At 62.4% G+C, this 13,234-nt stretch carries 11 protein-coding genes; 7 read left to right on the forward strand and 4 right to left on the reverse strand.

Features of this window, described 5'->3' with window-relative positions; all coding sequences use genetic code 11:
• Positions 1-17: 17 nt before the first annotated feature.
• From uvrC to N005_RS24790, 3 genes are all read right to left on the reverse strand, one after another.
• Positions 18-1,841 (reverse strand): excinuclease ABC subunit UvrC, encoded by a 1,824-nt coding sequence (gene uvrC / locus N005_RS24780; protein WP_047703599.1) that lies wholly within the window; start codon positions 1,839-1,841, stop codon positions 18-20.
• A gap of 2 nt (positions 1,842-1,843) precedes the next feature.
• The gene (gacA, locus tag N005_RS24785) at positions 1,844-2,485 is read right to left on the reverse strand and encodes a response regulator transcription factor GacA (RefSeq protein ID WP_024781217.1); all 642 of its coding nucleotides are present in this window, start codon (positions 2,483-2,485) and stop codon (positions 1,844-1,846) included.
• A gap of 127 nt (positions 2,486-2,612) precedes the next feature.
• Complete coding sequence (locus N005_RS24790) at positions 2,613-3,047, reverse strand: GNAT family N-acetyltransferase (protein WP_047703600.1); 435 nt, start codon at positions 3,045-3,047, stop codon at positions 2,613-2,615.
• Between the two features lie 786 nt (positions 3,048-3,833).
• On the opposite strand from N005_RS24790, the gene N005_RS24795 reads away from it, so the two are divergent.
• A complete protein-coding gene (locus N005_RS24795; protein WP_047703601.1) occupies positions 3,834-4,904 on the forward strand; it encodes a 3-deoxy-7-phosphoheptulonate synthase in 1,071 nt (356 codons plus the stop codon).
• On the opposite strand, the gene N005_RS24800 is transcribed toward N005_RS24795, so the two are convergent.
• Complete coding sequence (locus N005_RS24800) at positions 4,883-5,986, reverse strand: hypothetical protein (protein ID WP_231983243.1); 1,104 nt, start codon at positions 5,984-5,986, stop codon at positions 4,883-4,885. The two genes, N005_RS24795 and N005_RS24800, sit on opposite strands and share 22 nt — an antisense overlap.
• A gap of 326 nt (positions 5,987-6,312) precedes the next feature.
• Here N005_RS24800 and N005_RS24805 point away from each other — a divergent pair, with 326 nt between their 5' ends.
• From N005_RS24805 to N005_RS24830, 6 genes are all read left to right on the forward strand, one after another.
• Entirely contained in the window at positions 6,313-7,191 is an 879-nt protein-coding gene (locus N005_RS24805) for an esterase/lipase family protein (protein WP_047704151.1), read from the forward strand.
• Between the two features lie 94 nt (positions 7,192-7,285).
• Positions 7,286-7,567 carry a peptidylprolyl isomerase gene (locus N005_RS24810; RefSeq protein WP_041478733.1) on the forward strand — a complete coding sequence of 94 codons (282 nt, stop codon included), beginning with the start codon at positions 7,286-7,288 and terminating at the stop codon, positions 7,565-7,567.
• A 135-nt stretch (positions 7,568-7,702) separates the two neighbouring features.
• A complete protein-coding gene (locus tag N005_RS24815; protein ID WP_047703602.1) occupies positions 7,703-9,571 on the forward strand; it encodes an extracellular solute-binding protein in 1,869 nt (622 codons plus the stop codon).
• Positions 9,571-10,629: a microcin C ABC transporter permease YejB gene (locus tag N005_RS24820; protein ID WP_047703603.1), complete on the forward strand. Its 1,059-nt coding sequence runs from the start codon at positions 9,571-9,573 to the stop codon at positions 10,627-10,629. The genes N005_RS24815 and N005_RS24820 overlap by 1 nt, the downstream gene beginning before the upstream one ends.
• The gene (locus N005_RS24825) at positions 10,629-11,651 is read left to right on the forward strand and encodes an ABC transporter permease (protein WP_041022586.1); all 1,023 of its coding nucleotides are present in this window, start codon (positions 10,629-10,631) and stop codon (positions 11,649-11,651) included. The genes N005_RS24820 and N005_RS24825 overlap by 1 nt, the downstream gene beginning before the upstream one ends.
• 7 nt (positions 11,652-11,658) lie before the next feature.
• Positions 11,659-13,233 carry an ABC transporter ATP-binding protein gene (locus N005_RS24830; protein ID WP_047704152.1) on the forward strand — a complete coding sequence of 525 codons (1,575 nt, stop codon included), beginning with the start codon at positions 11,659-11,661 and terminating at the stop codon, positions 13,231-13,233.
• Position 13,234 lies beyond the last annotated feature (1 nt).

A 13,234-nucleotide genomic window follows, 5' to 3' on the forward strand; every position in this document is an offset into this window, starting at 1 on the left:
CGAGGTTGACGGGCATTCTACTCGCTATGCAGGTTTGCATAAATCGACTCTGCGAGCTTTTTACTGATACCAGGAGCTTTGGCGATCTCCTCGATGCTGGCACGAGACAGCTCCTGCAATCCACCGAAATGTTTCAACAGGTCCCGTCGCCGTGTCGGGCCGACCCCTGCCACGCCTTCCAGGGTGGAGGTGCGGCGAGTCTTGCCACGACGGGCGCGGTGGCCGGTGATGGCGAACCGGTGGGCTTCGTCACGGATCTGCTGGATCAGGTGCAACGCCGGGGAATCCCCTTTCAGGGTGAATTCATGAGCCGCATCGTTCAGGTACAGGGTCTCGAAACCGGCCTTGCGCGTGGCGCCCTTGGCCACGCCAAGCAGGATCAGGTCGGGAACCATCAGCTCATTGAGTACATCGCGAGCCATGGACAGTTGGCCTTTACCGCCGTCCACCAGCAGGATGTCCGGGAGCTTGCCCTCCCCGTCCTTCAACTTGCCGAAGCGGCGCATCAGTGCCTGGTGCATCGCCGCATAGTCATCGCCGGCGGTTACGCCTTCGATGTTATAGCGGCGGTAATCGGACTTGATCGGGCCTTCCGGGCCGAACACCACGCAGGACGCCACGGTAGCCTCGCCGCTGGAATGGCTGATGTCGTAGCACTCCAGCCGCTGCGGTGGCTCGTCCAGGTTGAGGACGTCGGCCAAGGCATCGAACCGCGCCGCGACATGCTGGCGGTTAGCCAAGCGCGCACCCAGGGCCTGCTCGGCATTGGTGACCGCCAGTTGTTGCCAGCGCGCCCGGGTGCCGCGCACGCGGTGGCTGATGGTCAGCTCGCGACCGCGAAGCGTATGGATGGCTTCAATCAGGGTCGGAAAGTCCTCGTGGACCACGTTGACGATCAATTCGCTCGGCAGGTCGCGTTCCGGACTGCTGACGTAGTACTGGCCGAGAAACGCCGACATGACCTCGGCCACGTCTTCCTCGATACCCACCTGGGGGAAGAAGTTCTTGCTGCCGAGCACGCGGCCGCCCCGCACGCTGATCAGATGCACGCACGCACCGCCCGGGTTGATGAACGACGCGATCACATCGACGTCGCCGCTGCCGCCCTCCATGCTCTGCTGGTCCTGCACGCGGCGCAGCAAACCGATCTGGTCGCGCAACTCGGCGGCTTTTTCAAATTCGAGGTTGATCGCTGCCTCTTCCATCGCGGTCGACAATTCATCGGTCAGCGCATTGCTGCGACCTTCCAGGAACATCACCGAGTGGCGCACGTCCTCGGCATAGACTTCGGGCTCGACGAACCCCACGCAAGGCGCCTTGCAGCGTTTGATCTGGTATTGCAGGCAGGGCCGGGTGCGGTTCTTGTAATAGCTGTCCTCACACTGGCGCACGAAGAAAGTCTTCTGCAGCAGGCTCAGGCTTTCACGAATCGCACCGGCGCTGGGGTAAGGACCGAAATAGCGGCCCTTGGCCTTTTTTGCGCCACGGTGGATGCTCAGGCGCGGGAACGCCCCATCGGACAGGAACACGTAGGGGTAGGATTTGTCGTCGCGCAACAGGATGTTGTACGGCGGCCGCCACTCCTTGATCAGCGTCTGTTCAAGCAGCAGCGCTTCGGTTTCGTTGGCGGTGATGGTGGTTTCGATCTGCGCGATGCGCCCCACCAGCGCGGCGGTCTTGGGGGCCAGGCCGGTCTTGCGAAAGTAACTGGCCAGGCGCTTCTTGAGATTCTTGGCCTTGCCCACGTACAGCAGGCGCGCCTCGCCGTCGAACATGCGGTACACGCCGGGACGGCCACTGCATGTGGACAGGAAAGCACTGGGATCAAACAGTTCGGTCATTATCAGGCGCTGGCATCGACCATGCCGTGACGCACTGCCAGCAGCGTCAATTCGACATCACTGCTGATCGAAAGCTTCTCGAAGATACGGTAACGGTAGGTATTGACGGTTTTCGGCGACAGGCACAGCTTATCGGAGATGATCTGCACTTTCTGGCAACCGACTATCATCAAGGCGATCTGGATTTCCCGCTCCGACAACGCATCGAAGGGCGATTCATTGGTCGGCTGGAACGACTTGATCGCCAACTGCTGGGCGATCTGCGGACTGATATAGCGCTGCCCGGCGAACACCAGGCGGATGGCCTGGACCATCTCGTTCAAGCCGGCGCCCTTGGTGAGGTAACCTGCCGCGCCCGCTTGCAACAACCGGGTCGGGAACGGATCTTCCTCACAGACGGTGACCGCGACCACCTTGATGTCCGGGTGACTGCGCAGCAGCTTGCGCGTGGCCTCAAGACCGCCGATGCCAGGCATCTTCACGTCCATGAGGACCACGTCGGGTTTCAATTCACGCGCCTTGATCAGGGACTCTTCCCCGGATTCGGCCTGACCAACCACCTGCAGACCGTCGATGTCAGCCAGCATTCGTGTAATGCCCGTACGAACGAGATCATGGTCATCGACCACTAACACCCTAATCAAGCAGACACCTCACCATTTGGTCTTGTATGGACTGCCTCACACCTTAGCAAAAAGCTTCCGGCAGACCTAGCGCCAAGGGGCATTAAAAAGTTACAGCAAATCTTCCCGGGACAAGCGATCCGAGGCCTCAAGTACCGGCGTCTCGCTGCATTCTCAGGAAACACTCATCCTCACCCGCGACGTATAGCCCCATGCGTTCGTAGAGCTTCCTGGCCGGATTGTCCTTGAACACCGTCAGGCGCAACGCCGGGCGTCGCTCCAGCGCGACCATGTCCCATGCCTGTCCAATCGCCCAGGTCCCGGCGCCCTGACCCCGGAACGCCTGGTCGATCTGCAGTTCCCGGATATACAAGGCCCGGGCATCGCGGCTCAGACTGACAAACCCCAGCACCTGCTCCTCGCGGCAGATAATCCAGTTCTGGCGAATGATCCACGCCAGGTCGAATGCCTCGTCCTGCCAGAGCAAATCATGGCGCAGGTAGTACGGCAGCATGTTGGCGCAGGTCAGTTGTCGGGCGAAATCGATGTCTGTGGTGGTGGCCGCACGCCACTGGAAACTCATGGGTACCTCGTCAAAGATCCAAGGATCGCAGGCTCCAACAAAACCGCGGGCTCTTGTGGCGAGGGGATTTATCCCCGCCGGGCTGCTACGCAGCCCCTGAAAACCCGCCAACCACGGAGTATCAGTCAGATCTAATACCGCTTCTTTATGGGGCTGCTACGCAGCCCAACGGGGATAAATCCCCTCGCCACGTTGATTCAGCATCAGACCTGAGTTTGTCATAATGCCAGCCAGACTCAATGCCGCGAACAATTGCATCCCGGCGATAGAAACTTCTTATTGAATCGGCGCCCCAGCCTCGGTAAGCTCGGGACCATTCATCGGAGACACACCATGTTCAACGCCCTCTCACCGCTTCAATCCGCCAGCGCCCCGCGCTCGGTTGCGGCTGTCCGGGCGAACAGCGTTGCTGCTCCGGTCAACTTTTATTTTGGGTATTGGTTTAGCCACTGGCGCGCCTGATACCCAACCGGCGCCCACTTTAAACGGGTCGCCTTCCAGAGTTCATAAACCCCCGGTCGGCCTCCCGACCGGGGGTTTTGTTTTTTCAGCCCTGTTTTTTGCAACACCGACAACTTTGAGGATCAAGCCATGAACTACGCCACCTATTACCGTTACGACTTTTGCGCCTGGCGATTTACCAGCCTCCGCTCGGGACAGCCTGCCGCCTCCGATCGGTCACCTATCGGTGGCATGCAAACACTTGAGGCCAGTACGGCCAACTGTCGAACACCTCACTAGGGCCGGCGCGGGAACGAACCCGCTGCTCGCCCAGGAAGCCAGATCATGAATTCGTCCGTCTCCGCTTTGCCGCTGTCCACGCTCACCCCTGCCAATGAAGCCCTGAGCCTGCGTCTGCCCAGCTCGTTGCAGCTCAAGCACCAATTGCCCCTCAGCCACGCATTGAGCCAACAGGTCGACACCCATCGCCAGACTGTCCGTGCAATCCTCGACGGTGAGGACGCCCGCCTGCTGGTCATCGTCGGCCCCTGCTCCCTCCACGATCCGAAATCCGCCCTCGAATATGCCGCCAACCTCGCTCGCCTGGCCCACGAAGTGAGTGACAGCATGCTGCTGGTGATGCGCGCCTACGTGGAAAAGCCCCGCACGACCGTGGGCTGGAAAGGCCTGGCCTACGATCCCGACCTGGATGGCAGCGATGACATGGCGGGCGGCCTGACGCTGTCCCGAGAACTGATGCGTGAAATGCTGCAGCTCGGCCTGCCCGTCGCCACCGAACTGTTGCAACCCATGGCCGCCAACTACTTCGACGACCTGCTCAGTTGGGTCGCCATCGGCGCGCGTACCACCGAATCGCAGATCCACCGGGAAATGGCCAGCGGCCTGGGGATGCCGGTCGGCTTCAAGAACGGCACCGACGGCGGCGTCGGGATCGCCTGCGACGCCATGCGCTCCGCCGCCCATCCCCACCGGCATTTCGGCGTCGACAGCCAGGGGCATCCGGCAATCATCCAGACCCAGGGCAACCCCGACACCCATCTGGTACTGCGGGGTGGACACCGCGGCCCGAACTACGACCGCCAGAGCGTCGCGCAGATACACAATGACCTGAACCGCCTGAAGATACCGGCCCGGATCATGGTGGATTGCAGTCACGCCAACAGCGGCAAGGATCCTTCGCGTCAGCCGGAGGTGTTCAACGACGTGCTGGCGCAGCGGCTGCAAGGGAACCGCGCGTTGATCGGCATGATGATCGAGAGCCACCTGTTCGAAGGCTGCCAGCCCATCAGCCCGTCAATGCGCTACGGCGTATCGGTGACCGACGGCTGCCTTGGCTGGGAATCCACCGAGCGACTGCTGCGCCAGGCCCACCGTCAGTTGCTATCGGCCATCTGAATGTCGTGCACGCCCTCCTTCGGGAGGGCATTCGTGGGGCGCACATGAACATCGAGCCCGGCGAAATGCTGGCTCACATCGTCCAGGCGCTCGACCTGATAGCGAACCCGCACCGATCTGCCCCGTTGGCTCTGCCAATAGTCCGCCGGGACCACGAAGGTCATCGGCTGGCCGGCGTTGGCCGGGACGATATCGCGCTCGCTGACATAGGCGTAGCTGCCATCGCATTGTAGCCAGACCAACTCGCCAACCTCGAACCCGGCATTGTCGATGATGATGGTCACCCCTTTCTCCTGCTCGTCGACATCCAGCTCACCCTCCTTCACGCCCGGGATCCGGGGCGCCTTCAGCGGCGGGCGCACCAGGGCGCCAATGTGCAGCGACAAGGTTTCGGCGCGGCGTACGGAATGCCCGCGCCTGACCACGTAAGCCAGGTCCAGTCGGTGCCCCAGGTGCGGGGCGATCTGCGCGTGATCTATCCAGAACGAGACCTCGCGGCCGACGGCATGGGCCTCGATGTCCAGCACATCGCGCCAGAGCGCCTTGGAATCCCTGCTGCCGATCAGGATCAGCCGGTCCCCGACAGCCATTCTTGAATAAGGCCGGATGCTCACGCAGGTGCCCTCGGGGACACGCTTCGGATCAAGGCTGCCGCCCACCGCATCAACGGCAATGGCCGGCAGCAGGTGCGGCGCTGCATCACCGATCACCAATTGCAGGGGCTCCGAGTGCATCGGGGCCGGAAGCCGTTTACCGGTGACCTGATAAAAGATCTCCAGCGAGCCGCCATCCAGCTCGGCGATGTGGGGCTCGCGCACGACGAAGATGACGTCCCGCTCGACTTGGCGCTCCGTGATGGACCTGCGTATTTCATGTCGGTACGGCTCGCCGTCCGAATTGAGCCCATGCCAGAACAGCAGCACTTCATCGCCGCACGTCATCATCGGATAGGGTTTGAGGGTGATGGCAACCTTGCTCCAGGCCGGGTTGATCACCCCGTCCTTTGCCGCCGCCAGGAGGGGGGCCCGGAGTTTCGTCCGGGCGCTGAGCCGGGCTCGCCGGCCAAATGGGTCAGTGGTCATGTATGGGTTCCAGTCCTTGGATGAAGACGCCCTTTCCTGTAACGGCGTCCGACAGAGTCATTAAAACCTGCTCCTCGCAAACCCGCAGTCAGACAAGACGACAGCGCGGGTGGTCCCTTGCACTTGAGACTGTAGCTGCATGCAACCGGGTCTATCAGACGCATCCCGAAACCAAACCCATCATTCGGCCACTTTTCTGATTCTTCCCGCCTTCTTTAGTCCGTTTTCGGTCGGCCACAGCGGTTTCTTCCTACACCCCGGCACAGGACGCTGCATTACAGTGGTGTCGCAAATTCAACATGAACCTCTTCGAAAAAGGTACGAACATGCAACGGAATGCAACCACTCAATTTCCTATCCTGTTGGTACATGGTTTGTTCGGGTTTGACAGGGTCGCGGGCTCCGAACTTTTCCTGGGCATCAAGCAGGCACTGCGCAGCGCCGGTGCGCGGGTATTCATCCCCTACTTGTCGGCCACCTACGCCAATGAGGCGCGTGGTGAAGAGTTGCTGCTCCAGATCGATCGGGTCCTGAGCGGAACCGGAGCCACCCGGGTCAACCTGATCGGGCACGGCCAAGGCGCATTGGCGTCCCGCTATGCCGCTGCGCTGGCGCCCGGAAAGGTCGCCTCGGTGACCTCGGTCAGCGGGCCCAACCACGGCTCGGAACTGGCCGACTTCCTGCGCAAGGCCCTCACGCCCGGACGCCTGCCGGAGCACGTCGCAAGCAGGGTCGCCACATTGTTCGTCGACTTCATTTCGCTGCTCGGCGGCCAGGCACAACTCCCACACAACGCCATCGCCGCACTGGCGGCACTGACCACTGAAGGGGTTGGCGCATTCAACGACAAATACCCGCAAGGCCTGCCCAGGAGCTGGGGAAGCAAGGGACCGGAGCTGGTCAACGGCGTGCGCTACTACTCCTGGAGCGGCACGCTGCAAGAAACACCCGACGGAGGGCCCAAGGCGACGGATCCATTCCAGGTGTTCTGCCGGGCCTTTTCCGAATACTTCATCACCGAAGCCGGACAGAACGACGGCCTGGTGGGTCGCTTCAGCTCGCACCTGGGCAAGGTCATCCGTTCCGACTATTCGATGGATCATCTGCAGGCCATCCATCATCCGTCCGGGTGCACGCAGAAGAGGACAACCCCGCTGGAACTCTACATACGGCACGCCGAACGCCTGCGCAAAGCGGGCCTGTGATTGGCGGGTTCAAGGTTTTGACGCATTTTTGACAACAACCGTCCAGTGATTCCGGTAGGCTCACCCCCTTTAAACCTGTTGAAAGGAATTTCCCATGGCCAAAGCCACTGCCCGCCACATCCTGGTTTCCAGCGAAGACAAGTGCAACGAACTCAAGGCCCAGATCGAAGCCGGTGCCGATTTCGCCGAAGTCGCGAAAGCCAACTCCACCTGCCCATCCAGCCGTCAGGGCGGCGACCTGGGTTCGTTCGGCCCGGGCCAGATGGTCAAGGAATTCGACACCGTGGTGTTCAGCGCGCCGATCAACGTGGTGCAGGGCCCGGTCAAGACCCAGTTCGGCTATCACTTGCTGGAAGTGACCAGCCGCCAGGACTGAGGGTGACGGTGGCGAGGGAGCTTGCTCCCTCGCCACCGTAGCTCCTCGCCACCACTCCTTGACCGTAGGGCTGGCGATCAGCGTGCCGCTCGCGTAAAAATCGTGGTCATCGATCACCCGGCTTTAAGGCTGACAATGCGACTGGTGTTTCCCTCTCTGTTTCTGGCTGCCGCGCTCCTGCTGACAGGCGCCGCCGGTGTGTCTGCCGCACCGCAACATGCCCTGACCGTTTATGGCGAACCGGCCAAATACCCCGAAGGCTTCAGCCATTTCGCCTATGCCAATCCCCAGGCGCCCAAGGGTGGCACCCTGCGCCGCTCGGCCATCGAGATCGGCCAGTTCGATCACGTGCTGCCCTACATCGACAAAGGCATCGGAGTCAGCCAGATCGACGGCATGCTGTATTCACCCCTGGCCCAACGCTCGCTGGATGAGCCCTACACGGTCTACGGCCTGGTCGCACAAAGCATGGAACGCGCGGACGACGGCCTGTCCCTGCGCTTCTACCTGAACCCCAAGGCCCGCTTTGCCGACGGCAAGCCCATCACCGCCGAAGACGTGCGTTACAGCTTCGAGCTGCTGATGACCCAGGGCAGCCTGCGCTATCGCACCCAGTTCGCGGCCGTCAAAGGCGTGGAAGTCGAAGGCGAGCGCACCGTTCGCTTCGATTTCAAGAACAACGAAAACCGCACCCTGCCCCTGGACGTCGCCACCCTGCCGGTGTTTCCCGAGCATTGGTGGAAAACCCGCGACTTTGCCAGCGGAGGTGGCTATGAAGCGCCGTTGGGCAGCGGGCCGTACCGGGTCGGCAAGGTCGACTCCGGGCGCAGCATCACTTTCGAGCGCAACGCCGACTGGTGGGGCAAGGACCTGCCGGTCAGCCGCGGGCTCTACAACTTCGATCATTTCAGCATCGAGTACTTCGGCGACACCGACGTGGCGCGCCAGGTGCTGCGCGGCGGTGCCTACGACTACAACCGCGAGTTCTCCGCCACAGGCTTTTCCATCGGCTACGACAGCCCGGCGCTGCGCGACGGGCGCCTGCAGAAAGCCCACCTGGCCACCGAAGCCCCGCAAACGGCCCAGGGCTTCGTGTTCAACCTGCAAAAGCCGCAGTTCCAGGATCGCCGGGTACGCCAGGCCCTGGCGATGCTCTGGGATTTCGAATGGAGCAACCGGCAGATGATGCGCAACCTCTATGTGCGTCAGCAGAGCTTCTTCTCCAACACCGACCTGGCCGCCCGAGAGCTGCCCGACGCGAGCGAACTGGCGATCCTTGAACCGTTGCGCGGGAAAGTCCCCGACGAGGTTTTCACCCAGGTGTTCCAGGCCCCGAAGACCGACGGCAGCGGGGTGATCCGCGACAAGCAATTGCAGGCCCTGGCGCTGCTGGAACAGGCCGGCTGGAAACCCGATGGCGATCGCCTGGTGAATGCCGAGGGTGAACCGCTGAGCTTCACCTTTCTCAACAGCCAGAACGGCATGGACCGTCTGCTGCTGCCCTACAAACGCACCCTGGCGCAGATCGGCATCGACATGAGCATCCGGCGCATCGACCCATCCCAGTACGTCAACCGCCTGATGAGTCGCGACTACGACATGATCGTCACCGGCTACCCGGTCAGCACCTCGCCCGGCACCGAGCTTTACAACTACTTCGGCTCGGCGGCGGCCAACGACCCGGGCGCCAACAATTACATGGCATTGCAGAATCCTGCTGTCGATGCGCTGATCGACGGACTGGTCAAGGCCACCACCCAGGACGACATGCTCCGTCATGCCCACGCCCTGGACCGGGTGCTGCAATGGAATTACTACTGGATTCCCAACTACTACCCACCGGGCAGCTCGACGGTATGGTGGAACCGCTTCGGCATGCCCAAGGTGCAGGCCGCCAATGACGAAGCCATCGAGAGCTGGTGGGAAGTCAGCACCACGCCCTTGACCAATGAGCAGATGACCGCCGAGCGAATCAGGCGTGGCACCTCCGGAGGGCGTCACTGATGTGGGCCTATATCGCGCGACGCCTGCTGCTGATCATCCCGACCCTGGTGATCATCCTGCTGGTCAATTTCGTCATCGTCCAGGCGGCCCCGGGTGGCCCGGTGGAACAGGCCATCGCCCACCTGCAAGGCATCGGTGGCGCCAGCGTCGGCAGCTCGGGCAATGCCATGACCGGCAGCTCCCGGGCGAGCCGTGGCCTGGATCCGCAACTGATCAAGGACATCGAAAAACAATACGGCTTCGACAAACCGGTCCATGAACGCCTGTGGCTGATGCTCAGCAGCTACGCCCGCCTGGACTTCGGCAAGAGTTTCTTCCGGGGCGCCACGGTCACCGACCTGATCCTGGAAAAGATGCCGGTGACCATTTCCCTGGGGCTGTGGGCCACGCTGATCACCTACCTGGTGTCGATTCCGCTGGGCATCCGCAAGGCGGTGCATCACGGGTCGGCCTTCGATGTCTGGAGCAGCACGGCGATCATCATCGGCTACGCCATGCCGGCCTTCCTCTTCGCAATGTTCCTGATCGTGATGTTCGCGGGCGGGACGTCGCTGAACTGGTTTCCGGTGCGTGGGCTGGTGTCGGACAACTTCGAATCGCTGTCGACCCTGGGCAAGATCACCGATTACTTCTGGCACCTGGTGCTGCCGGTCACCTCACTGGTAATCGGCGGCTTCGCCACCCTGACCATCCTGACCAAGAACTCGTTCCTCAATGAAATCACTCGCCAATACGTGGTCACGGCACGGGCCAAGGGCATGAGCGAACGACGGGTGCTGTACGGGCATGTGTTCCGCAACGCCATGCTGTTGGTGGTGTCGGGAATTCCCCAGGCGTTCATCAGCGTGTTCTTCGCCGGGTCGTTGCTGATCGAGGTGATCTTCTCCCTCGATGGCCTGGGCCGCATGAGCTATGAGGCAGCCGTGTCCCGGGACTATCCGGTGGTGTTCGGCTCGCTGTTCATCTTCACGCTGTTCGGCCTGCTGATCAAACTCATCGGCGACCTCTGCTACACCCTGGTGGACCCACGCATCGACTTCGCCGCGAGGAACGCCTGATGTTCAGATTCTCGCCCCTGGGCCGACGGCGTTTCGAGCGCTTCAAGAAGAACCGCCGTGGCTGGTGGTCGCTGTGGCTATTCATCGGCCTGTTCATCCTGACCCTGGGCGGCGAGCTGATCGCCAATGACAAGCCGCTGGTGGTGAGCTATCAGGACTCGTTGTATTTCCCCGTGTTCAAGCGCTACACCGAACAGGAATTCGGCGGCCAGCTGCCGTTCCAGGCCGACTACCGCAGCAGCTACGTGCAGAACCTGATCCACAAGGATGGCGGCTGGCTGCTGTTCCCGCCGATCCCGTTCAGCGACGACACCCCCAACTACGACCTCAATCAACCGGCCCCAAGCCCGCCCACCTCGGTGAACTGGCTGGGCACCGACGACCAGTCCCGGGACGTACTGGCCCGGGTGATCTTCGGCGCCCGGGTGTCGATCCTGTTCGCCCTGGCGCTGACGGCCATCAGCGCCCTGATCGGCATTGCCGCCGGGGCGTTGCAAGGGTATTACGGCGGCTGGGTGGACTTGTTGGGGCAACGCTTGCTGGAGGTCTGGTCCGGGCTGCCGGTGCTCTATCTGCTGATCATCCTGTCCGGTTTCGTCGAGCCGAATTTCTGGTGGTTGCTGGGGATCATGGCGCTGTTCTCCTGGCTGGCCCTGGTGGACGTGGTCCGCGCCGAGTTCCTGCGCGGGCGCAACCTCGAATACGTCAAGGCTGCCAGGGCCCTGGGCCTGACCGACCGCAAGGTGATCGTGCGGCACATCCTGCCCAACGCGATGAACGCGACCCTGAGTTATCTGCCGTTCATCCTCACCGGGGCGATCTCCACCCTCACCGCCCTGGACTTCCTCGGCTTCGGCATGCCGGCCGGCAGCGCGTCCCTGGGCGAGCTGATTGCCCAAGGCAAACAGAACCTGCAAGCACCCTGGCTGGGACTGACGGCATTCTTCACCCTGGCCTTGATTCTTTCCCTGTTGGTGTTCATTGGCGAGGCTTTGCGTGATGCATTCGATCCCAGGTCCTGATCCGGACGTGCGTGACAACCTGATCGAAATCCGCGACCTGAGCGTGGCCTTCAGCGACCACGCCGTCGTGCGCAACCTGTGTCTGGACATCCGCCCCGGCGAGTGCCTGGCCCTGGTGGGTGAATCGGGCTCCGGCAAATCGGTGACCGCTCATTCGATCCTGCAACTGCTGCCGCCAGCCGAGAGCCATACCACCGGCAGCATTCGCTATCGCGGCCAGGAACTGGTCGGCGCCCAGGCCAGCACCCTGCGGGCGCTGCGCGGCAACCGCATCGCGATGATCTTCCAGGAGCCGATGACCTCCCTCAACCCGCTGCACAGCGTCGAAAAGCAGATCGGCGAAACCCTGATGCTGCACAAGGGCCTGGGCGGCAAAGCGGCGCGGCAACGCATCCTGGAACTGCTGGCCCTGGTCGGCATCCAGAAGCCCGTCGAACGGCTCAAGGCCTACCCGCACCAGCTCTCCGGCGGCCAGCGGCAACGGGTAATGATTGCCATGGCCTTGGCCTGCGAGCCGGAGCTGTTGATCGCCGACGAACCGACCACCGCACTGGACGTGACCGTGCAGCGCAAGATCCTGCTGTTGCTCAAGTCACTCCAGCAACGGCTCGGCATGTCTTTGCTGCTGATCAGCCACGACCTGAACCTGGTGCGCAGCATCGCCCAGCGGGTGTGCGTGATGAAGGCCGGGGAAATCGTCGAGCAGGCGCCGTGCGAAACCCTCTTCAGCGCGCCGAAGCACCCCTACAGCTGTGAACTGCTGCACGCCGAACCGGAGGGTGAAGCCCTGCCCCGGGACGCGCGCGAGGATGTGCTGCAGGTCCAGGACCTGCGGGTCAGCTTCGCCCTGGGCGGCGGGTTGTTCCGGCGCAAGGAATACCTGCGCGCCGTCGACGGCATCAGCCTGAACATCCAGCGCGGCAAGACCCTGGGCATCGTCGGCGAATCCGGCTCCGGCAAGTCCACACTCGGCCAGGCGATCCTGCGGCTGATCGAATCCGAAGGCAGCATCCGCTTCCAGGGTGAAGCCCTCGACACCCTGTCGCAGAAAGAGCTACGGCCGTGGCGCAAGCAGATGCAGGTGGTGTTCCAGGACCCATTTGGCAGCCTCAGCCCACGGATGTCGGTGCAGCAGATCATCAGCGAAGGCCTAGAAGTCCACAGTCCGTCCAGCGCCCAGGAGTGCGAAGCCCGGGTGATCCAGGCCCTCAAGGAAGTCGGCCTCGACCCGCAGAGCCGCCATCGCTACCCCCACGAATTTTCCGGCGGGCAACGCCAGCGCATCGCCATCGCCCGGGCCCTGGTGCTCAAGCCGGCCCTGATCCTGCTGGACGAGCCTACCTCGGCACTGGATCGCACCGTGCAGAAACAAGTGGTCGCCCTGCTCCGTCAGCTCCAGGAGAAGCACGGCCTGACCTACCTGTTCATCAGCCATGACCTGGCGGTGGTGCGCGCTCTTGCCCACGACATGATCGTGATCAAGGACGGAAAGGTGGTCGAGCAAGGCGCGAGCCATGAGCTTTTCGAGTCGCCACACCATCCCTATACCAGAGAGCTGCTGGCGGCGGCACATCCCGCATAAC

The organism is Pseudomonas mediterranea CFBP 5447, assembly GCF_000774145.1.
GTDB lineage: Bacteria > Pseudomonadota > Gammaproteobacteria > Pseudomonadales > Pseudomonadaceae > Aquipseudomonas > Aquipseudomonas mediterranea.

What these genes read in the sequence shown, in the direction of transcription:
- uvrC (WP_047703599.1), bottom strand. Translation starts at nt 1,841, where the DNA reads ATGACCGAACTGTTTGATCCCAGTGCTTTCCTGTCCACATGCAGTGGC.
- N005_RS24790 (WP_047703600.1), bottom strand. Translation starts at nt 3,047, where the DNA reads ATGAGTTTCCAGTGGCGTGCGGCCACCACCACAGACATCGATTTCGCC.
- N005_RS24795 (WP_047703601.1), top strand. Translation starts at nt 3,834, where the DNA reads ATGAATTCGTCCGTCTCCGCTTTGCCGCTGTCCACGCTCACCCCTGCC.
- N005_RS24800 (WP_231983243.1), bottom strand. Translation starts at nt 5,986, where the DNA reads ATGACCACTGACCCATTTGGCCGGCGAGCCCGGCTCAGCGCCCGGACG.
- N005_RS24805 (WP_047704151.1), top strand. Translation starts at nt 6,313, where the DNA reads ATGCAACGGAATGCAACCACTCAATTTCCTATCCTGTTGGTACATGGT.
- N005_RS24810 (WP_041478733.1), top strand. Translation starts at nt 7,286, where the DNA reads ATGGCCAAAGCCACTGCCCGCCACATCCTGGTTTCCAGCGAAGACAAG.
- N005_RS24815 (WP_047703602.1), top strand. Translation starts at nt 7,703, where the DNA reads ATGCGACTGGTGTTTCCCTCTCTGTTTCTGGCTGCCGCGCTCCTGCTG.
- N005_RS24820 (WP_047703603.1), top strand. Translation starts at nt 9,571, where the DNA reads ATGTGGGCCTATATCGCGCGACGCCTGCTGCTGATCATCCCGACCCTG.
- N005_RS24825 (WP_041022586.1), top strand. Translation starts at nt 10,629, where the DNA reads ATGTTCAGATTCTCGCCCCTGGGCCGACGGCGTTTCGAGCGCTTCAAG.